The 19,606-nt window shown below is 37.4% G+C and carries 19 protein-coding genes; 16 read left to right on the top strand and 3 right to left on the bottom strand.

Going from position 1 to position 19,606, the window contains the following annotated elements; all coding sequences use genetic code 11:
• The 16 genes from ACFIJJ_RS04320 to ACFIJJ_RS04245 all read left to right on the top strand — a co-directional run.
• A partial coding sequence (locus tag ACFIJJ_RS04320; RefSeq protein WP_375646040.1) for a YadA-like family protein occupies positions 1 to 382 on the top strand: 382 nt, incomplete at its 5' end.
• Positions 379 to 981: an invasion associated locus B family protein gene (locus ACFIJJ_RS04315; protein ID WP_375622923.1), complete on the top strand. Its 603-nt coding sequence runs from the start codon at positions 379 to 381 to the stop codon at positions 979 to 981. The genes ACFIJJ_RS04320 and ACFIJJ_RS04315, both read left to right, overlap by 4 nt.
• A 908-nt stretch (positions 982 to 1,889) precedes the next feature.
• Positions 1,890 to 3,200 (top strand): Ppx/GppA phosphatase family protein, encoded by a 1,311-nt coding sequence (locus ACFIJJ_RS04310; protein WP_375646038.1) that lies wholly within the window; start codon positions 1,890 to 1,892, stop codon positions 3,198 to 3,200.
• Positions 3,201 to 3,229: 29 nt separating this feature from the next.
• Positions 3,230 to 3,958 (top strand): RlmE family RNA methyltransferase, encoded by a 729-nt coding sequence (locus ACFIJJ_RS04305; protein ID WP_375622927.1) that lies wholly within the window; start codon positions 3,230 to 3,232, stop codon positions 3,956 to 3,958.
• 172 nt (positions 3,959 to 4,130) lie between these two features.
• Positions 4,131 to 5,156 carry a GTPase ObgE gene (obgE, locus tag ACFIJJ_RS04300; RefSeq protein ID WP_375622929.1) on the top strand — a complete coding sequence of 342 codons (1,026 nt, stop codon included), beginning with the start codon at positions 4,131 to 4,133 and terminating at the stop codon, positions 5,154 to 5,156.
• A 1-nt stretch (position 5,157) separates the two neighbouring features.
• A complete protein-coding gene (gene proB / locus ACFIJJ_RS04295) occupies positions 5,158 to 6,297 on the top strand; it encodes a glutamate 5-kinase (RefSeq protein ID WP_375623101.1) in 1,140 nt (379 codons plus the stop codon).
• A gap of 45 nt (positions 6,298 to 6,342) precedes the next feature.
• On the top strand, positions 6,343 to 7,599 hold the full coding sequence (locus tag ACFIJJ_RS04290) for a glutamate-5-semialdehyde dehydrogenase (RefSeq protein ID WP_375622931.1): 1,257 nt from the start codon (positions 6,343 to 6,345) through the stop codon (positions 7,597 to 7,599).
• 29 nt (positions 7,600 to 7,628) lie between these two features.
• Positions 7,629 to 8,222, top strand: coding sequence for a nicotinate-nucleotide adenylyltransferase (locus ACFIJJ_RS04285; RefSeq protein ID WP_375622933.1), 594 nt, complete (start codon positions 7,629 to 7,631; stop codon positions 8,220 to 8,222).
• A gap of 109 nt (positions 8,223 to 8,331) precedes the next feature.
• On the top strand, positions 8,332 to 8,718 hold the full coding sequence (rsfS, locus tag ACFIJJ_RS04280; RefSeq protein WP_375622935.1) for a ribosome silencing factor: 387 nt from the start codon (positions 8,332 to 8,334) through the stop codon (positions 8,716 to 8,718).
• Between the two features lies 1 nt (position 8,719).
• The gene (gene rlmH, locus ACFIJJ_RS04275; RefSeq protein WP_375622937.1) at positions 8,720 to 9,202 is read left to right on the top strand and encodes a 23S rRNA (pseudouridine(1915)-N(3))-methyltransferase RlmH; all 483 of its coding nucleotides are present in this window, start codon (positions 8,720 to 8,722) and stop codon (positions 9,200 to 9,202) included.
• A 133-nt stretch (positions 9,203 to 9,335) separates the two neighbouring features.
• Positions 9,336 to 10,580: a murein hydrolase activator EnvC family protein gene (locus ACFIJJ_RS04270; protein ID WP_375623103.1), complete on the top strand. Its 1,245-nt coding sequence runs from the start codon at positions 9,336 to 9,338 to the stop codon at positions 10,578 to 10,580.
• Complete coding sequence (locus ACFIJJ_RS04265) at positions 10,570 to 11,880, top strand: S41 family peptidase (RefSeq protein ID WP_375622939.1); 1,311 nt, start codon at positions 10,570 to 10,572, stop codon at positions 11,878 to 11,880. Before ACFIJJ_RS04270 ends, ACFIJJ_RS04265 begins: the two co-directional genes overlap by 11 nt.
• 39 nt (positions 11,881 to 11,919) lie before the next feature.
• Entirely contained in the window at positions 11,920 to 12,447 is a 528-nt protein-coding gene (locus tag ACFIJJ_RS04260; RefSeq protein WP_375622941.1) for an RNA pyrophosphohydrolase, read from the top strand.
• 100 nt (positions 12,448 to 12,547) lie between these two features.
• Positions 12,548 to 13,108 (top strand): invasion associated locus B family protein, encoded by a 561-nt coding sequence (locus ACFIJJ_RS04255; protein WP_375622943.1) that lies wholly within the window; start codon positions 12,548 to 12,550, stop codon positions 13,106 to 13,108.
• Positions 13,109 to 13,459: 351 nt separating this feature from the next.
• Positions 13,460 to 13,753, top strand: coding sequence for a YggT family protein (locus ACFIJJ_RS04250; protein ID WP_375622945.1), 294 nt, complete (start codon positions 13,460 to 13,462; stop codon positions 13,751 to 13,753).
• Between the two features lie 22 nt (positions 13,754 to 13,775).
• Positions 13,776 to 14,099 (top strand): DUF167 domain-containing protein, encoded by a 324-nt coding sequence (locus ACFIJJ_RS04245; protein ID WP_375622947.1) that lies wholly within the window; start codon positions 13,776 to 13,778, stop codon positions 14,097 to 14,099.
• Positions 14,100 to 14,142: 43 nt separating this feature from the next.
• Here ACFIJJ_RS04245 and ppa read toward each other — a convergent pair whose 3' ends face one another.
• The 3 genes from ppa to mgtE form a co-directional block, all read right to left on the bottom strand.
• Positions 14,143 to 14,673 carry an inorganic diphosphatase gene (ppa, locus tag ACFIJJ_RS04240; RefSeq protein ID WP_375646036.1) on the bottom strand — a complete coding sequence of 177 codons (531 nt, stop codon included), beginning with the start codon at positions 14,671 to 14,673 and terminating at the stop codon, positions 14,143 to 14,145.
• 68 nt (positions 14,674 to 14,741) lie between these two features.
• On the bottom strand, positions 14,742 to 16,568 hold the full coding sequence (gene typA, locus ACFIJJ_RS04235; protein WP_375646032.1) for a translational GTPase TypA: 1,827 nt from the start codon (positions 16,566 to 16,568) through the stop codon (positions 14,742 to 14,744).
• Positions 16,569 to 17,636: 1,068 nt separating this feature from the next.
• Positions 17,637 to 19,013: a magnesium transporter gene (gene mgtE, locus ACFIJJ_RS04230; RefSeq protein ID WP_375646030.1), complete on the bottom strand. Its 1,377-nt coding sequence runs from the start codon at positions 19,011 to 19,013 to the stop codon at positions 17,637 to 17,639.
• Between the last annotated feature and the right edge of the window lie 593 nt (positions 19,014 to 19,606).

Below are 19,606 nucleotides of genomic sequence, written 5' to 3'. Positions count from 1 at the left end.
TAAAGAGCAGATGAAGATAGTTCTTGAAGATGCCAATAAGTATACGGATGAGAAAGTTAGTAGTCTTGTCAATGATGGTGTTAACGAGTCGAAATCCTATACAGATATGAAGTTTGAGACGTTGAATTATGCTATTCAGGATGTTCGGAAAGAAGCAAGACAAGCTGCTGCTATTGGTCTAGCGGTGTCCAACTTACGTTACTATGATATACCAGGATCTTTAAGTGTTTCATTTGGGAGTGGTTTATGGCGCAGTCAATCTGCACTTGCTATTGGTGCTGGTTATACATCTGAAGATGGAAATATTCGCTCGAATGTATCTGTGACAAGTGCTGGAGGTCATTGGGGAATAGGCGCTGGAATTACTCTGAGGTTGAGATGATAATAGAAAAAATGGCTGTTATTGTAAAAACGAGAAGTATGTTAGTAAAGGTTCTGTTTGCTCTTGCCTTAATAGGCAAGGGCGAAAGCTTTGCTAATGAGAACAATAATATTTATACAGTGCATCCACCGCACTTATCGATACCTAAGGGAGAGCCTGGCGAAACACGTCGAATTATTATGCAGTTTTATGATTGGACTTTGATTTGTGACGAAAAACAAAAGCTTAAACATAAGCAAGGTATATGTAATGTGACACAGACTGTTCATGATCAAGAAGGAAATACCATTTTTAGTTGGTCTCTTGTTTCTACGACAAGTGGTCAAGCAGTGATGCTTTTTCGAACATTGCCAAATTCTGATATAAATGTTCCGATTCAAATGTTTGTAAAAGGTGTTAAAAAACCTATTCTTATTAATTATACGCAATGTAATGAAACGGTTTGTTTGGCACAATCACCTGTAGGGCCGGTTTTGACTAAACAAATAGAGCAGAACAATAAGGTACGTATTTCCTATAAAACTAAAGAAGGTAAGGTATTTTCTTTTACTGTACCCTTTAAAGGGTTAAATGCGGCACTTAATTCTTTCCGTCCTTAGAATCCATCGAGTATTTTTAACAAGAGTCATTTTTCCATAAATTGTTGTATTGTATTTCTGAGTGTAAATTATAAGGTCAAATAAGTAAGAAGTTTTATATAATATGATATCGAGGTGATTTGTTGGAAAGAGTGAGAGTTTTATGAATATAAAGTCACAGTAAGTTTTTTATATATAATAGAAAATCAAGTTAGTGTTTTCCATAATGCTTAAAGAATGATTTCATTAGTTATTAAAAGTAAAAAAGATTAGAAATACTCGATTTCTTCCTTACAATAATGAGTAGACTAAATTCTTTTTTAAAGCTTCAAATGGATTTTTAGAGCGGTCTGATAAGTATTAATATTTTTAGATAAATTTATAATTCTATAGATTTTTTTAACGATAGTTTTCATTGGTATTTACAAAATAACAGCTATTGTAATTGCATTTCGTAGTATTATGGGACTTTTATTCCAGCATAATCAAAGCCATTTCATTGCGTATAACAAACGAGGCTTGTGTGTGGATAACGAGATTAAAAAATTTTTTTTCTTATAAAGCATAAGAATGTATAAGTTGTTGTAACCTTAAGAGTCAGCAAATAGTATGATAGTGTAGGTTTGTTACAATAGAGGTGTGCTCCGTGTAAATGGTATAAAGAAAAGAGCATAATTTATAAAAAATAATGTGAACGTAAACGATAAATTTATAGTTTTAAGTTCATAAAGAGAAGCATGATTTCACGGAAACGACCGAAAGATTATACAAAAATCTGAATGATGCTAGTGTAGAAAATTTTAATGATAGGAAAAGAAAGAATGGTTTCTTGTATATATCATTTGATGCTGCATTATTGCTTTATTTAGGAATGAGCAGAAGAGTTTTCGCGTTTATTTATTGGGGGGAACGCTCAAGGGATAAGGGAAATGGCTCCGTTAAATTATGGTTCAAAAGAGTTAAAGCGAGGAGAAATATACGGTACCAAAGCAGATCAGTTGTATGATCAGTGCGGTAGTAATACAAATAATCGTTCTGCATTGTCACGAACAGAGGCATACTCTGTCCTTGTTGATATAAAGAGACAACAGAGAAAAAAACATTATGAACAGAAACAGGTTTTTGTTCAATCTGAGACAGTTTTAGAGTTTCATAATCAGATAATGATAGGTGCTCAAAAAACAAAAAAACTCAAAGCACCTTTTCTTCGACGGTTCCCTCCAGTAAAATCTCCACCTCTTTATGCGGCACTTGATCTTGGAACAAATAATTGTCGTCTTCTTATCGCATCTCCCAGTAAACCTGGATATTTTCGTGTTGTTGATGCTTTTTCTCGTATTGTACGATTGGGAGAAGGTTTAATAAATAACGGTTTTCTTAATACACAAGCTATGGATCGTGCGATTGAAGCATTAAAGATTTGTCATTTAAAGCTAAAACAAAGGCATATTAAGCGTTATCGCTTGATTGCAACGGAAGCTTGTCGTTCTGCAGAAAATGGTAGACATTTTATTCAGCGTGTTTTGGAGGAGACAGGTCTTGAATTGGAAATTGTTGATCGGCAAACAGAAGCGCGTTTTGCTGTTACAGGGTGTAGTACACTTGTTGAACCAAATACTGACGCTATTGTGCTTTTTGATATTGGAGGAGGATCATCAGAAATTGTGCTACTTGATGTTTCTCAAAAGCGTTCTTTTCGTTTAGCTAGACAAATTATCGCTTGGACTTCTCTTCCTGTTGGTGTTGTTACGCTCGCTGAACGTTTTGGAGGGAATGATATTAGCTTAGACGACTTTGAAAAAATGAAAAGCTATGTGCGAGGGTTATTAAATAATTTTTCAGATCGTCATAAATTAGGAAAGTTAGCACAAGGTTCAAAGTTTCATCTTTTGGGAACCTCCGGTACGGTTACGACTTTAGCAGGAATGTATCTTAATTTAGAGCGTTATGATAGGAAAAAAGTGGATGGCATTTGGATGAATGATGCAGACATTACACTTATGACACAACGCCTATTATCATGGGATATAGAAAAACGTGTCATAAATCCTTTTATTGGACGCGAGAGAGCAGATTTAGTTTTAGCTGGTTGTGCAATTTTAGATGTTATTAGGGAAGTTTGGCCCAGTCAGCGTTTAAGAGTTGCTGATCGTGGATTAAGGGAAGGAATTTTGATAGAGCTGATGTTACGCGATGGGGTATGGTGTCATCGTAGAAAGAGCAGAGATTTCAAGCGTTAGAGAATTAAATATGGAGACAATGAATAACGATGAAAAAAACAACAAAAACACCGCGAGGTGGCTATGGAGGTTCAGGGTCACATGAATTATATCAGCGCGTAAAAAAGAAAGCAGGAACCATTAAAGCTTCATCACGACGATGGTTAGAGAGGCATCTGAATGATCCTTATGTCCATCAATCAAAAGTAGATGGTTATCGTTCGCGTGCGGCTTATAAACTCATTGAAATTAATGAGCGCTATAGGTTTTTGAAAAAAGGCCAAAAGGTTATTGATTTAGGAGCGGCACCTGGGGGTTGGTGTCAGGTGGCTGAGTGTATAGTAGGGTCAAGTGATGAAGATCCTAGCGTTGTTGGTATTGATTATTTACATGTTGATCCATTGCCTAGAGTTGCCATGTTGGAAATGGATTTTTTGCATACAGATGCACCGCAGAAATTAATTGAGACTTTAGGAACAAAACCAGATGTGGTTCTTTCTGATATGGCAGCGCCAACAACAGGTCATCGTCAGACGGATCATTTAAGAACGATTTATTTATGTGAAGTTGCGGCTGATTTTGCTCTTTCGGTTTTAAGACCTGGGGGGCATTTTTTAGCAAAGGCTTTTCAAGGAGGAGCAGAAAACACTCTTCTCACGATACTAAAACAGCATTTTAAAAAAGTCTATCATGTTAAACCACCCGCAAGCCGATCAGAATCAGTAGAACTTTATCTTTTAGCACTTGAATTTAAAGGAAAAACAAACATTCAAGAATAGCGCCTTCTTTTAAGAAGATTTAACTTTACTTAACCTATTTAAATGTGATGATTTTTTCTCAAGGAGTTATCGGCGATAGTGACAGTTTTTCTGTTATCAATGATGAAAAACTGGTAAAACTAATGTATTGCCTATAGAGGTAGAGAGATTGATTCCTCAGTGAGTGTTTCCAATGAAATTTCTTGATCAAGCTAAAGTTTATATTCGTTCTGGTAATGGAGGTTCTGGAGCAGTATCATTTCGTCGTGAAAAATTCATAGAATTTGGGGGGCCAGATGGAGGGAATGGAGGACGGGGTGGTGATGTCTGGGCTCTTGTTGTTGATGGGCTTAACACACTGATTGATTATCGCTACCAACAGCATTTTAAAGCAAAAACAGGAGGCCATGGCAAGGGGCGTAATATGACAGGTGAGAAGGGTGATGATGTCATCCTTAAAGTTCCGGTTGGGACGCAAATTTTTGAAGAAGATAATACAACGTTAATATGTGATTTAACGGAAGTGGGACAGCGCTATCGCCTTGCAAAAGGGGGGAATGGCGGTTTTGGCAATCTTCACTTTACAACATCGACAAATCGGGCACCGCGTCGTGCAAATCCAGGTTTGTCTGGAGAAGAGCGTGCAATATGGCTTCGTTTGAAGTTAATTGCTGATGCCGGGCTTGTTGGTTTACCCAATGCCGGAAAATCAACTTTTTTAGCTTCTGTAACGGCGGCAAAGCCAAAAGTTGCAGATTATCCTTTTACCACTCTACATCCTCACCTTGGTGTTGTACGAATTGATGGTCGTGAATTTGTTTTGGCTGATATTCCGGGATTGATTGAAGGAGCGCATGAAGGTGTAGGAATTGGAGACCGTTTTTTAGGACATGTGGAACGTTGTCGTGTGCTCCTTCATTTGATTTCTGCTCAAGAAGAAGATGTAGCAAAAGCATATCAAATTGTGCGTCATGAACTTGAGGCATATGGAAATAATCTAAGTGATAAAACTGAAATTGTTGCTTTAAGCCAGATAGATACTCTGACAATTGAAGAACGTGAAGCTAAACAGGAAGCTTTGCAAAGAGCAGCGGATCAACCAGTTATGATGTTTTCTGCGGTTAGTCGCGAAGGTTTAGAAAATGTGCTGCGTGCTGGTGCACATATTATTGAAATATCACGCAAAGAGGAGAACGGTGGGGATAGCAGGATTGATTGAGATGGTTGTTGGATTGCAAAAACTTACACACTATAAACGTATTGTGGTCAAGATTGGATCTGCCCTTTTGGTTGATCCTCAGGCAGGTTTACGGGTTGAATGGCTTAAAAGCTTGATCAGTGATGTTGTTGAATTGCACAAAGGAGGCGTAGAGATATTGTTGGTGTCTTCAGGTGCTATTGCTTTAGGAAGGACATTGCTACAGCTTCCTAAGGGGGCTTTGAAATTGGAAGAAAGCCAGGCATGTGCTGCTTTGGGGCAAATTGAGTTAGCAAAAACCTATGGTGATGCGCTTGCTCAACATGGGCTCAAAACAGGCCAAATTTTGCTCACTTTATTTGATACGGAGGAGCGAAGGCGTTATCTCAATGCACGTGCAACGATTGAGACGCTTTTATGTTTGGGAGCTGTGCCTGTTATTAATGAGAATGATACTGTTGCAACAACTGAAATTCGTTATGGTGATAATGATCGTTTAGCTGCGCGTGTGGCAACAATGGTGAGGGCAGATCTTTTAATACTTTTATCTGATATTGATGGTCTTTATACAAAGTCTCCCCATAGTGATCCTACGGCTGAATTTATACCTTTTGTTGCATCCATTACGCATGATATCGAAAAAATGGCAGATGTTGCTGCTTCAGAGTTTTCACGGGGAGGAATGAAGACTAAGCTTGATGCCGGAAAAATAGCTAATGCTGCTGGAACGGCGATGATTATCACCTCAGGCAAGCGTATGAATCCCCTTGCTGCAATTGACAAAGGTGAACGCAAGAGTTTTTTTGCGGCAAGTAAGAAATCTGTCAATGCTTGGAAAACATGGATTTCTGGTCATTTAGATCCATCTGGTGTTTTGACGATTGATCAAGGAGCCATTAGGGCTCTTGAAACAGGAAAATCGTTATTAGCAGCAGGGGTTATTGGCGTTGAGGGAAATTTCCAACGTGGGGATACGGTTGCAATTGTTGGTACAGATGGAGTTGAGATTGCGCGTGGACTTGTAAGCTATGACAAAGATGAGGCTGTACGCATTATAGGACATAAAAGTGAAGAAATTGAAGCTATTCTTGGGTATGAGGCGCGTTCTGCTATGGTGCATCGTAATGATATGATTGTACGTTGCTTGATCAATTCTGTTTAAAAAAGTTACTTTTGTTTTTATTGTTTTCGCAGAGTGGATAATACGATGACTTTAGAAGAACAAATGAGGAATATGGGGCAGAAAGCACGCCATGCCGCTGCAGTGTTGGCCGTTACTTCTTCTGAGCAAAAGAACAATGCATTGGAAATGATCGCTTTAAGTCTAGAGGCTCAGTCAGATAAAATTTTACGAGCGAATTGTCAAGATTTAGAGAAGGCTGCTCAGAATAATTTGAAAGCTGCAATGATTGATCGGCTAAAATTAGATGATTTGCGTTTAGGTGCAATGATAGACAGTGTTCGTCAAGTTGCTCGTTTGTCTGATCCTGTTGGGCAGGTCATGAGTGCGTGGACACGCCCTAATGGGCTTCATATAAGTCGTGTAAGGACACCTCTTGGTGTGATTGGCATTATTTATGAAAGTCGTCCAAATGTTACAGTTGATGCGAGTTCTTTGTGCTTAAAAGCAGGCAATGCTGCGATTTTGCGCGGTGGTTCGGATAGTTTTCATTCTTCACATGCTCTTCATTGTGCGTTGGTACAAGGTTTAGAGTGCTCTGGTTTACCCAAAGATGCTATCCAAATGGTTGGAACGACAGATCGTGCTGCCGTTGGGGAAATGCTCAAAGGATTGGATGGAGCGATTGATGTTATTGTGCCACGTGGTGGAAAGAGCCTTGTTGCGCGCGTTCAGTCTGATGCACGTGTTCCAATTTTTGCCCATTTAGAGGGACTTTGTCATATTTATATTGATAAATCGGCAGATTTGGATATGGCGCGTAATATTGTTTTAAATGCGAAGTTGCGTCGGACAGGGATATGCGGTGCTGTTGAGACGGTTCTCATTGACAACGAGGCATTAAAAAAGTTTCTTCCTGTTTTAACTGCTTTACAGGAGAAGGGATGTGAAATTCGTGCCACAGAAGATATTGTTTTTCTTATGCCAGATGTCAAATTAGCTTCTGAAGAAGATTGGTCGCATGAATATCTTGATGCTATTCTTTCTGTTAAAACGGTTGAGGGGGTTGAGGGAGCCATTGCTCATATCAAGCGTTATTCATCAGGACATACGGAATCGATTATTGCTGAGGATTTGGAAGTGGTGAAGGATTTTTTTAATCATTTAGATTCAGCTATTTTATTACACAATGCATCTACACAATTTGCTGATGGAGGTGAATTTGGTTTTGGAATGGAAATTGGTATCGCAACAGGAAAAATGCATGCACGTGGTCCCATAGGTGTTGAACAGCTAACATCATTTCAATATCACGTTAAAGGAAATGGTCAGGTTAGAGCTTGAAAAATCCATTTTTTCTATGGAAAAATCGTATGCCACATGTTGAAAGATCTAATGTTGTAGGTCTTTTTGGTGGTTCTTTTAATCCGCCGCATGCGGGGCATCTTCTCGTTGCAAAAATTGCCATTCGGCGTTTGCATCTTGATCAGTTATGGTGGATGGTTAGTCCTGGGAATCCTTTAAAGGATTGTACACAGTTACTCCCTTTAGAGGAGAGAATGCGATTAAGTTTTAAACTTATTGACCATCCAAAAATTCGCTTAACAGGTTTTGAACAGGCTATAGGGAGCAAAGTATCTGTAGATACGATTTTTCATATTCTTACCCATTGCAGTGGTGTAAATTTTGTATGGATTATGGGGGCAGATAGTTTTACGACGATACATCATTGGTATCGATGGCATGATATTGTTTCTATGCTTCCTATTGCGATTATTGATCGTCCTTTAGGCAATCGGTCGGCACTTTCTTCTCCTATGGCGCACATTTATAGCCAGTTTCGTTTGGACGAGAGAGAAAGTGAGCGATTACCTTTTATAAAACCACCAGTTTGGACTTATTTGCATGGACCTTTATCTTTTCAATCTTCAACAAAGCTTCGTTTGAAGAAGAATAATTTTTCTTGAACAATTTATAAGATTCTGCTTCTCTTTAGAGAAAACTTTTTACATTCTACAACAATAAGAAAGGAATATTGATCTGAAAAAAGTTGTAAAAAACCACTCTTACGATATTATGCCCTTAACAGAAAAAGAAGTTTTTTCTGTTAAGGGGAGTCTTGAAGTTATTCTCAAGAGTTTGGAAGATACAAAAGCAGAAGATATTGTTGCTATTGATATTCAAGAGAAGACATCTTTAGCTGATTATATGATCATAGCTTCAGCACATTCGCAGCGTCATGTATCTTCTGTTGCTGATCATTTATTACGTACTTGGAAAGATAGTGGGCAGGGGCTTGCGCGTGTAGAAGGGCTTGCTGGAGGTGACTGGGTATTGATTGATACAGGTGATATTATCATTCATCTTTTTCGTCCAGAAATTCGTCTTTTTTATAATTTAGAAAAGATATGGATGACTCCGGATTTAAACAATACAAAATCGGTTCTTTTCGGAGATCATTAAAATGCAAATTTCTATTTTTGCGGTTGGTCGTATGAAAAGTGGGGCGGAGCAAAAATTGGTTCAGCATTATTTGGATCGTTTTTCTAAAATTTCTGGAGATGTAGGCTTTCATTTAAAAAAGTTACAAGAGATACCAGAAAGTCGTGCTCAAACAGCTTGTCAACGTATGGAGGAAGAGGGGAGAAAACTTATTGAATTTTTACCTGAAAAATGTCGATTAATTGTGTTAGATGAGCGTGGAGAATCGATTTCTTCAACTTCTTTTTCTGAAAAATTGAGGTGTTATCGTGATGAAGGCATTCGAGATGTCGTCATTGCTTTGGGAGGACCTGATGGGCATAATGAACAAATAAGGAAGCGTGCTGATTTTCTTTTATCTTTTGGTTTGATGACGTGGCCACATCAAATTGCACGTATTCTTCTTACAGAACAACTTTACCGCGCTGTAACAATTGAAAATAATCATCCGTATCATCGTTTTTAATATTTTTGTGCAATTTTTAGCACTTATTTATATATTTATTAATAGTGTTTTAGCCGACACCATTTACAACATCTCTAATGTATACGATGAGGTGTCATGGTGTTCGCAAATGAAAAAGCTTCTTCATAGAAAGATGCGATATTTATATGGGGAATGCGTGATATTTGTCATCCTGCTCTTGAGTATGTTTTTTTGCTTTTCTGTATCGCATGCGGAAGATACAATGAGGAGTACGGAAGCACATAAAGAATTGGAAGAGATTCGCCAAAATATTTCACTTTCGCGTGAGCGTGTTGCTTTTCTTATGCATCAAGTTGAGCATTTAAAAAAAGATCAACGTGTTTTGAGAGATGCACTCATAAAGGCGGCTAAAGAAGAACGTACAGTAGCAGATGATATTGCTAAAAGGGAAGAAAAGCTTGAAAAAATGATAGAAAAGCGGGTACAAGTCTATCAAAGTTTAAAAAATCGTCGTTCTGAATTTGCGGAAGTTCTTGCAATTTTGGAACGTATGGGATTGAATCCGCCTCCTGCTCTTATGATACAGCCAGAGGACGCGTTGGCTTCTATACGTAGTTCTGTTTTATTAGGTACTGTTATTCCTCAGATGCAGGAGAAAACACGAGATTTAACAGTAAAACTCAAGGAGTTGACCAATTTGAGTAATTCCATTACTAGGGAATATACAGCATTAAAGACAAAACTGCAAAATCAAGCAGAGCAGCGAAAACGTTTAGAGCTTTTATTAGACAAAAAAAACAAACTACAAACAAAATCAGAAAAAGAACTTACAGAACAGCAACGAAAAAATATTGCTCTTGCTAAAAAAGCGCAGTCTTTGGAAGAATTGATTTTAGAGCTCGACCGTCAGTCAAAACTTAGCTCTGATGCATCAGTACAGGTACGGAAAAGTTTGCAATTGTTAGAACAGTCCAATTTTGAAAGCCGAAAAGGTTCTTTACTTTTTCCTGTTTCCGGAAAAAGAATATATCATTCTAGCAAAAGTTCGCAGATTACGCGCTTTGGTGAAACGATAGAAACAGAGTCAGGAGCTGTTGTTATATCACCTGTAGATGCTTTTGTTGCTTTTGCTGGGCCATTTCGTTCTTACGGACATTTAATCATTCTCAATGTTGGAAATGGTTATCATATCATTCTTACTGGAATGTCGAGAATTAATGTAAAACAGGGGCAGTTTGTTCTTTCAGGTGAGCCTCTGGGTATAATGGAGATGCAATTTATTTCAAACAGTGTTGCATTGGATATAGGAAAAACTTCTCCAATGCTTTACATTGAGTTTAGAAAGCAGGGAAAACCTGTAAATCCAACTCCTTGGTGGCAGACTGAAAAAATAAGAAGGAGCCAAAATGATTCGTAAAGTTATTCTTTTGGTCGCTGGGGTATTGCTCGGCGCCTGTTCAATGGTTATGGTGCAGTCTGTTGCTGCGAATAATGAAGATAATGCATATAAAAAGCTAGCTATATTTGGCGATGTTTTTGAGCGCGTGCGTATGCAATATGTTACAGTTCCAGATGATAAAAAGCTGATTGAAAATGCTATCAATGGCATGCTCACATCGCTTGACCCTCATTCATCTTATTTGAATGCTGAAGAAGCCAAGGATATGCGGGATTCTACGAAAGGAGAATTCGGAGGTCTTGGTATTGAGGTCACTATGGAAAAAAACTTAATTAAAGTTGTTTCACCAATGGATGATACTCCCGCTTCAAAAGCAGGTATTCTAGCAGGAGACCTTATTTCAAAAATTGATGATGTACAAACGAATGGTCAAACATTGAATGAAGCTGTTAATAAGATGCGAGGTGCTCCTGGAACACCAATTACCTTAACAATTATTCGTTCTGGCGTTGATAAGCCATTTGAAGTGAAGATTATTCGTGATATTATCAAAGTAAAAGCGGTAAAATATCGGGTTGAGGGTGACATTGGATATGTGAGAGTTATTCAGTTTTCTGAGCAGACATTAAATAATCTTCTAGCGGCAATTAAAGATATCCAATCTAAAATTCCTGAAGACAAGCTAAAAGGTTACGTTCTTGATTTGCGGCTTAATCCGGGTGGGCTTTTAGATCAAGCTGTTAATGTTTCGAGCGCTTTTCTCAATAAGGGTGAGATTGTGTCAACTCGTGGGCGCAAAAAAAGTGATGTGACGAGATTTGATGCGAAGCCAGGTGATGTCATCAATGGAAAACCGCTCATTGTTCTCATTAATGGTGGTTCGGCAAGTGCTTCTGAAATTGTTGCGGGTGCATTACAAGATCATCGTCGTGCAACAATTTTAGGGACGCAGTCTTTTGGTAAAGGGTCTGTTCAAACAATTATTCCTTTGGGTGAAAATGGAGCTTTACGCTTAACAACAGCACTTTATTATACGCCATCTGGCACTTCTATTCAAGGAACAGGGATCACGCCTGATATTATTGTAGAGCAGCCACTTCCTGAAAAATATAAGGGTTATGATGTAAAAGTTGGTGAGTCTGCATTAAAAGGACATATCAAAGGAAAACGAGAGAGTAATAAAGGATCTGGTTCAGCTGCTTTTGTTCCCCAAGACCCTAAGGATGATATTCAATTGAATGAGGCTTATAAATTATTACGAGGTGAAATGGCAAATGCAGCATTTCCACCAGATCCCAATAAGGATGTGTTAAAGTGAGAATTGATATCTATAGCTTGCGATTTTGAGGAATATTAAATGGATGCAGGTATTAATTTGAAGATTCTTCCATATCGCAAATGTGTTGGGATTGTTATCTTTAATCATGAGGGTAAAGTGTGGGTTGGGCGTCGTTTAATGATGCCCATTCATGCAGATGCAGATATTGACATATCTCATCGTTGGCAGCTTCCTCAAGGAGGGATTGATGAAGATGAAAAACCATTAGATGCGGCATATCGTGAACTTTATGAAGAAACGGGTATTCGATCTGTAAAGTTGATTAAAGAAGCACAAAATTGGTTCCATTATGATTTTCCACAAGAACTTATTGGGTGCACATTAAGCAATAAATATCGTGGGCAAATACAAAAGTGGTTTGCTTTCCAGTTTACAGGAAAGCTTTCTGAAATTGCGATTAATCCGCCACCAGATGGCAATAAAGCGGAATTCGATCAATGGAAATGGATTGATCTAGAAACCCTTCCGTTGATTGCTGTTTCTTTTAAAAAGCACGTTTATACGAAAGTTGTCAGTGAATTTCGAGGTAGCCTTAGACCATTATAAAAGCTATATGATTATGAGAAAGTATTTTTTATTAAGGTGCTTTATATTATTTATAAATAATAACCATGTTTCTCTTTTATGTAAAGAACAGGAATATAAAATGAAAAAATTATTTAATTTACTTATAGTTTTTACTCTCTTGAGTATTTCATCTGTTGCATTTGCAACAAGTTCAAAACCTCCTGCATCAAAAGATGCGGCAGCAACATTGCCAAATGGAGCTTCTTCTTTGACTGAAACCTACGGTTTGTGGACTATTAACTGTGGTATACAAGAAGGGAAAAGAATTTGTTTTATGCACCGTCAAGAAGTGAATGAGCAGGGGCGTGTTGTTGTGGCTATGGGCCTTACTCTCGATGCTGAGGGTGTTGTATCTGGTAATTTAACAGTTCCTTTTGGCATTTTGGTTTCTAAGCCTGTTCGTTTACAAGTTGATGAGGGAAAAGCTGTTATCGAAACCGGTATCCGGACTTGTGTACCAGCAGGTTGTGTGGTTCCTGTCGTTTTTGACAAAAATCACGTAGCAGCTTTACGTTCTGGAAAACAGTTAAAGTTGGCGATGACAATTGCTGCTGCAGGTGAACCAGCTTTGAATGATTTATTTGTTCAGCTAGATGGTTTTAGCAATGCTCTTAACCGTTTAACTGCTTTGCAGAAATAATTTTAAAAATAAACTAAAAACGGCCTTTTAAGTCCGTTTTTAGTTTGTTTGTTTTTTATATATTAATAATTAAAACGATGAGATTTAAGATTAATTCTATAAGGGATATTCAGAGTTTTTTTAAGTTCTCAGATTTTTTGCCGTTTCTTCTATTTTTATGTGCTATTTTTAATTTTGATATTTGTTTTTTAACTGCATCGTCATTAAGTAGAGAGATGAAGAATTTAGATGTCTGGTTTTTATTCAAGAAAAAAGAATATTAAAATATAAAACCATTGTTTGATACACATATTTACTTTAATGAAGGCCTTCTATACGCTCTTCTGTTTCCTTGATTGAAAGGGATAACGCATGATTTATGCATTGCTTAGAGCAATTGATTTGATTTTTGAAATTTATATTGATATTTTAATCGCTAGTGTCGTTTTTTCTTGGCTTTATGTCTTTAATATCATAAATTCGCGCAATCGCTTTGTTGTTTTGATAGGAAGCTTTCTATATCGTCTTACAAATCCCGTTCTAAGCCGTATCCGGAAAATTTTACCAAATTTGGGAACGATTGATATTTCACCTATTGTAGTGTTCATTATTATTTATTTTATTCGTGTTTTCATGTGGCGCGTTTACGCAAACATATATGTATAGAAATATTACTTGAGGCGAATACATGTTTTATCAAGTTGATAAAAATAACTTGATTTTGTTTGTATATCTCATTCCCAAATCATCCGTTGACAAAATAATAGGGATTGAATGTAGGGATGGTGAAAAACAATATCTGGTTATACGCCTTCGTGCTGTTCCTGAAGATGGAAAAGCGAATAAAGCTCTCATTAAATTTCTTGCGAAGCAGTGGAAGATTTCAGCTTCTTCTATTTCTCTGAAAAGCGGCGCAACATCTCGCTACAAACAACTTTACTTTTCGACACATTTAGAAGAATTACAGCAGATATGGCAATCCCTCACAGAGTATATGTCGCAGAAGAAATAAATAATAAAGCCTATAAAAAACAGGCTTTATTTTATTAGAATTGTTATATTTCTTTATTGCGTTCAACAGCTTGCTTAATCAATTCATAAGCAAAGTTTTTATCACGCCATCCTTCAATTTTAGCCCATTTTCCAGGTTCCAGATCTTTGTAATGCTTGAAGAAATGTTCAATTTGTTTGAGTGTAATCTCGGGCAGATCTGTATAGTCATGAATATTGATATAGCGTTTTGTTAATTTTGTAGTGGGAATGGCAATAATTTTTTCATCTTTACCACCATCATCTTCCATCATTAGAGCTCCGATGGGGCGAACATTGATCACACAACCAGGCATAAGTGGACGGGTATTACAGATAAGGACATCAATAGGATCACCATCATCTGAAAGTGTATGAGGGACAAAACCGTAATTTCCAGGATAAACCATCGATGTATGAATAAAACGGTCAACAAATAATGCGCCCGACTTTTTATCCATCTCATATTTTATTGGTTGACCACCAAGAGAGACTTCCACAATAACATTAATATCTTCTGGTGGGTTTTTACCCACGGGTATTTCCTTAATATTCATAAAGACATCCTTTCTGGGATAGGGTGGGGCTCAATACAATCAAGTGTTTTACCAAAGAGATTGTAAAATTAGCTTGAAATTGATGCACGTGTTTTTTCAAAACGTTTACGTTCATTGGGATCAAGATAGAGCTTGCGGAGACGAATATTTTTAGGGGTCACCTCCACAAGTTCATCATCTTGTATCCACGATAAGGCGCGTTCTAACGTCATTTTAATGGGAGGCGTTAGCTTTACGGCTTCATCTTTTCCAGAAGCGCGCATATTGGTGAGTTTTTTTCCTTTTAACACATTGACTTCTAAGTCATTATCCCGTGAGTGGATGCCAATAATCATACCTTGATAGACTTTCACACCCGCATCGATAATCATAGGTCCACGATCTTCAAGATTAAAAAGAGCATAAGCGACAGATTCACCGTTGTCATTTGAAATCATAACACCATTAACACGACCAGCAATGTCTCCTTTATAGGGTTCATATGCATGGAAAAGGCGATTCATAATTGCTGTACCACGTGTGTCCGTTAAAAGTTCAGATTGATAACCAATGAGTCCTCGGGTTGGTGCATAAAAGACAAGGCGGACACGATTACCTCCAGAAGGACGTAATTCCACCATTTCACCTTTACGTTCAGACATTTTTTGTACAACAGTACCGGAATATTCTTCATCAACATCGATAACAACTTCTTCGATTGGCTCAAGAGTTATTCCATTTTCATCTTTTTGCATAACAACACGTGGACGTGAAACACTAAGTTCAAATCCTTCACGGCGCATATTTTCAATGAGAACTGCAAGCTGTAATTCTCCTCGTCCTGAAACGTAGAAAGAATCTTTATCGGCAGATTCTTCAATTTTAAGAGCGACATTGCCTTCTGCTTCTTTTAACAAACGGTCACGGATGACACGGCTTGTTACTTTATCGCCTTCAGTTCCAGCAAGGGGACTATCGTTGACAAGAAAACTCATAGTAACAGTAGGAGGATCAATTGGTTGCGCAGTAAGGGGTTCATTGACAGCTGGATCACAGAAAGTATCCGCAACGGTACCTTTTTGTAGACCAGCAATCGCAACAATATCACCCGCACTTCCTTCTTCAATAGGTTGCCGTTCTAGACCACGAAATGCTAAAATTTTTGAAATACGCCCAGTTTCTAAAAGTTTTCCATCTTGTCCAAGAACTTTGACATTTTGATTGGGTTTTAGAGATCCAGAATGAATTCGCCCTGTAATAATTCGTCCCAAAAACGGATCCGCTTCAAGAATAGTTCCAATCATGCGAAAAGGTCCTTCTGCTACACTAGGAGAAGGGACATGCTGCGTTACAAGATCAAATAAAGGACCTAATCCCTGATCTTTTGGTCCCTCTGGGGCTTCAGCCATCCATCCATCGCGTCCAGATCCATAAAGAATAGGAAAATCAAGCTGTTCATCGGTTGCATCAAGAGCAGCGAAAAGGTCAAAAACCTCATTAATGACTTCATCAACGCGTGCATCCGGTCGGTCAATTTTATTAATAGCAACAATAGGGCGCAATCCCACTTTCAATGCTTTGCCAACGACAAATTTTGTTTGTGGCATTGGTCCTTCAGCAGCATCAACAAGTACAATGGCTCCATCAACCATGTTTAGAATGCGTTCAACTTCTCCACCAAAATCAGCATGTCCTGGTGTATCAACAATATTAATTCGAGTATCTTTCCAAACAACAGATGTCACTTTCGCTAGAATTGTAATTCCACGTTCTTTTTCAATATCATTTGAATCCATCATACGTTCGCTTGTGCGCTGATTGTCACGGAAATTTCCTGATTGTTTAAGGAGTCCGTCTACAAGTGTTGTTTTCCCATGGTCAACGTGAGCAATGATGGCAATGTTACGCAATTGCATAAATTTTCTTCTTTTCGTTTAATGAAATTTCATTTGAGGCAAAGTCTTTACATTCTCTGCCTGACTATTAAAAAGCCTTTTACATGTTTTTTTATAATTTTGGAAGATGGAGTCCATATTTTTATGGCAAAACGATTCACCAAAGTCTTTAATGCTCTATGAATCCTCAATTGCTGGAGTTTCGTAAAAGCATTTTATAGTATGGGTGTGTTCTATTCTCGAGTCAAAAATTGTCCATAAATCATCATCAATGTGATCTTTATGAATATGACGCGAGAAATTTATGTGATGTCTATAAAAATTAAGTAAATGTAAAGCTAGTTGTGTTATGCTTGTTGTTTTGCAAAGAGATTGATAAAAATCCGGAATATCTCTCAATCCATAGCTAATCTATTAACAGCTTTCTGGTATTTTTCTTCTAATAAAGCTTTTGCTTTTTCTGGAGCTTGTAAATCAATATTCAGATCTAATGCAACCGCATATTTGAGTTTGAGATAAATATTGAGAAGATTAAGAATTTTATAAGAAGTTCTAACTTTTGTATGCAGATTAGGGGAAGAGTTATTATCTGTTTGATTTATTTATGAAACAGGAACACAGCTTGATTTATAAAGAATATAAAAGCATTAAAAGAAAGATACCTTAATATTACACATCCATTTCATGATAGGGCCAATAAATGCTATAATATACGTGAATGGTAATACTATCAATGCTTTTGTGAAGTGTGTACCCCCCCTTATATCACCTCCATTATTATTCGTTCTCAGCGGTCAATATTGCGACAGCTTTTGTATTTGAGAGAGGGCATAAGGAGCATTTTACTCCTTTCTCGAATAATTTCCATCCATACATTCATCTTACTTGTGACAGGTAAGAAGATGATTTTATGAGAAGACTATCATGAGGTAATTTTACGGTATTCAGAGCTATTATTCGATATAAAAATGATGAATTATCATTATAAAATGGTGCGCTAGAAAAAATACGAGAGTTTGTTTTCTTATGGATAGATTTTAGGTTACATGACAAGATCTTTCCATAAGGGTATATTTTTACTTCACATGTTTAAAGAAGAGTTCCTGACAAAATGAGGGAAGCTACAGAAAAATAAATTATAATGCCCATGACATCGACTAAAGTTGCCACAAAAGGAGCAGAAGCACTTGCTGGATCAAATTTTAAACCTTTAAGAATAAAAGGCAGCATAGATCCAGAAAGAGAACCGAAGGTAACGATTCCAACTAAAGCTGTACCTACTGTTGTTGAAACAGCAATCCAATGTTGTCCATAATCGTAGATACCGAGTTGTTGCCAAAGAGCAATACGTGCAATGCCAATAATTCCGAGTAAAAGACCAAGGGATAGCCCCGTTGGAATTTCACGAATGATAACTTTCCACCAGTCTTTCAGCGTAAGTTCACGTAAAGCTAGTGCACGGATAATAAGGGATGTCGCCTGTGAGCCGGAATTGCCTCCCGAGCTCATAATGAGAGGTATGAACAGTGTAAGAATAATCGCTTTTTCGAGTTCTGTTTCGAAATATTGCATAGCGCTTGCTGTCAGCATTTCACCAATAAAGAGCAAAGCAAGCCAGCCGCCACGTTTTTTCATCATTTCAGGAAACTTAATTTGCATATAGGGTTTATTAAGCGCTTCCATACCCCCAAATTTATAGGCATCTTCATTCATCTCATCAACCATAGTATCAAGTACGTCATCGACGGTTACAATGCCAATGACATGGTTGTTTTCATCAACGACGGGCACAGAGAGAAGATCATGGCGCTGGAAAAGGCGTGCGATATCTTCATGATGCGTGAAGGGCGATATTGTAATGGGCGAGTCATGAGTAGGGACATTGAGAATTTGTTCATCAGGTGAGGCAAGAATAAGGTTACGCAGTGAAACAGCTTTGAGAAGAGTACCTGTTTTAGGATCAATCACATAGCTGGTATAAACTGTTTCACGTGTTCGCTCGACTTCACGAATGTGATCCAAAGTTTTTTGTATGGTCCAGTTTGAAGGAACGGCTATAAACTCTGTTGTCATCAGTGCTCCTGCTGTATGATCAGGATAACTGGTGAGTTTTTTAAGTTCAGCGCGCGTTAAGGGTTTAAGCAAGGCATAAAGTCGTGTGCGGGTTTCTTTATCCATTTCTTGAAAGACGTCTGCGGCAGCATCTGCAGACATGCCATCAAGAATTTTAACAGCGTGATTTATAGGAAGAAGTTCTAGAATAGCAGCAGGTTGCTCAAGCTCTGGTTTGTCAAACAGTTCGATAACATAATCAAGAGGTAGAAGACTGAGAATAGTGACACGTTCCATGATATCGAGATCATTGATGATATCAATAGAGTCGGCAAAATGCTGATTTTTTAATTTTTCAGCGAGAGCTTCAGGAGAAAAATTTTTGAAGTCGAAGGCCGTTTTGATTTCAGTCATGATAAAGTACCTCCTGAAGAGTTGGAGAGTTATAAATCTAGATAATAGATGAGATAAAAACAAAAGTTTATGGAAGATTTGAAAAAACCTCCCCCGATATATTCCAATTATTAATATTTGAAGTAAAGTCAAGGATAAATTATTAGTTATGAACAAGTTTCTGAATCATCGAAACGAAAATACAGCCTAATTGAGGGATAATATAGGCGTAAATGTAAAAATCAATTCTAATTTCTACCATCATTTCTTCAATGCCGTTTTGCAATTTTCAAAAGAATCTACAGCAATATTTTGTAAAGAATAGAAATTATGCCTTTCTTCAAGTGTTTTTATTGCTTCAATTATAATAGAGTTTGAAATGAGAAAATCTTATGATTTTCAGGTTTCTCAATCAATATATAAAAAAATAAATTATCATTATAAATTAATATCTTGTTTCATAATTGTGGAAATTCTTATTTTTATTTATCTCCTGAAGTTGAAGATACTTTTAATTTTTTGATTCAATAGAGCTTTGACAGGTAGTTTTGAAACTCACGAAATAATTTTAGTATATTACCAATTTGTGTCGTAAAGATAATTATTACAGCTTA

The organism is Bartonella sp. TT29SHDZB, from assembly GCF_042193395.1.
Classification (GTDB): Bacteria; Pseudomonadota; Alphaproteobacteria; order Rhizobiales; family Rhizobiaceae; genus Bartonella.
Note: the sequence above shows the minus strand (reverse complement) of the source record. Positions and strands in the feature narration are given on the sequence as shown.

What these genes read in the sequence shown, in the direction of transcription:
- ACFIJJ_RS04315 (WP_375622923.1), top strand. Translation starts at nt 379, where the DNA reads ATGATAATAGAAAAAATGGCTGTTATTGTAAAAACGAGAAGTATGTTA.
- ACFIJJ_RS04310 (WP_375646038.1), top strand. Translation starts at nt 1,890, where the DNA reads ATGGCTCCGTTAAATTATGGTTCAAAAGAGTTAAAGCGAGGAGAAATA.
- ACFIJJ_RS04305 (WP_375622927.1), top strand. Translation starts at nt 3,230, where the DNA reads ATGAAAAAAACAACAAAAACACCGCGAGGTGGCTATGGAGGTTCAGGG.
- obgE (WP_375622929.1), top strand. Translation starts at nt 4,131, where the DNA reads ATGAAATTTCTTGATCAAGCTAAAGTTTATATTCGTTCTGGTAATGGA.
- proB (WP_375623101.1), top strand. Translation starts at nt 5,158, where the DNA reads ATGGTTGTTGGATTGCAAAAACTTACACACTATAAACGTATTGTGGTC.
- ACFIJJ_RS04290 (WP_375622931.1), top strand. Translation starts at nt 6,343, where the DNA reads ATGACTTTAGAAGAACAAATGAGGAATATGGGGCAGAAAGCACGCCAT.
- ACFIJJ_RS04285 (WP_375622933.1), top strand. Translation starts at nt 7,629, where the DNA reads ATGCCACATGTTGAAAGATCTAATGTTGTAGGTCTTTTTGGTGGTTCT.
- rsfS (WP_375622935.1), top strand. Translation starts at nt 8,332, where the DNA reads ATGCCCTTAACAGAAAAAGAAGTTTTTTCTGTTAAGGGGAGTCTTGAA.
- rlmH (WP_375622937.1), top strand. Translation starts at nt 8,720, where the DNA reads ATGCAAATTTCTATTTTTGCGGTTGGTCGTATGAAAAGTGGGGCGGAG.
- ACFIJJ_RS04270 (WP_375623103.1), top strand. Translation starts at nt 9,336, where the DNA reads ATGCGATATTTATATGGGGAATGCGTGATATTTGTCATCCTGCTCTTG.
- ACFIJJ_RS04265 (WP_375622939.1), top strand. Translation starts at nt 10,570, where the DNA reads ATGATTCGTAAAGTTATTCTTTTGGTCGCTGGGGTATTGCTCGGCGCC.
- ACFIJJ_RS04260 (WP_375622941.1), top strand. Translation starts at nt 11,920, where the DNA reads ATGGATGCAGGTATTAATTTGAAGATTCTTCCATATCGCAAATGTGTT.
- ACFIJJ_RS04255 (WP_375622943.1), top strand. Translation starts at nt 12,548, where the DNA reads ATGAAAAAATTATTTAATTTACTTATAGTTTTTACTCTCTTGAGTATT.
- ACFIJJ_RS04250 (WP_375622945.1), top strand. Translation starts at nt 13,460, where the DNA reads ATGATTTATGCATTGCTTAGAGCAATTGATTTGATTTTTGAAATTTAT.
- ACFIJJ_RS04245 (WP_375622947.1), top strand. Translation starts at nt 13,776, where the DNA reads ATGTTTTATCAAGTTGATAAAAATAACTTGATTTTGTTTGTATATCTC.
- ppa (WP_375646036.1), bottom strand. Translation starts at nt 14,673, where the DNA reads ATGAATATTAAGGAAATACCCGTGGGTAAAAACCCACCAGAAGATATT.
- typA (WP_375646032.1), bottom strand. Translation starts at nt 16,568, where the DNA reads ATGCAATTGCGTAACATTGCCATCATTGCTCACGTTGACCATGGGAAA.
- mgtE (WP_375646030.1), bottom strand. Translation starts at nt 19,013, where the DNA reads ATGACTGAAATCAAAACGGCCTTCGACTTCAAAAATTTTTCTCCTGAA.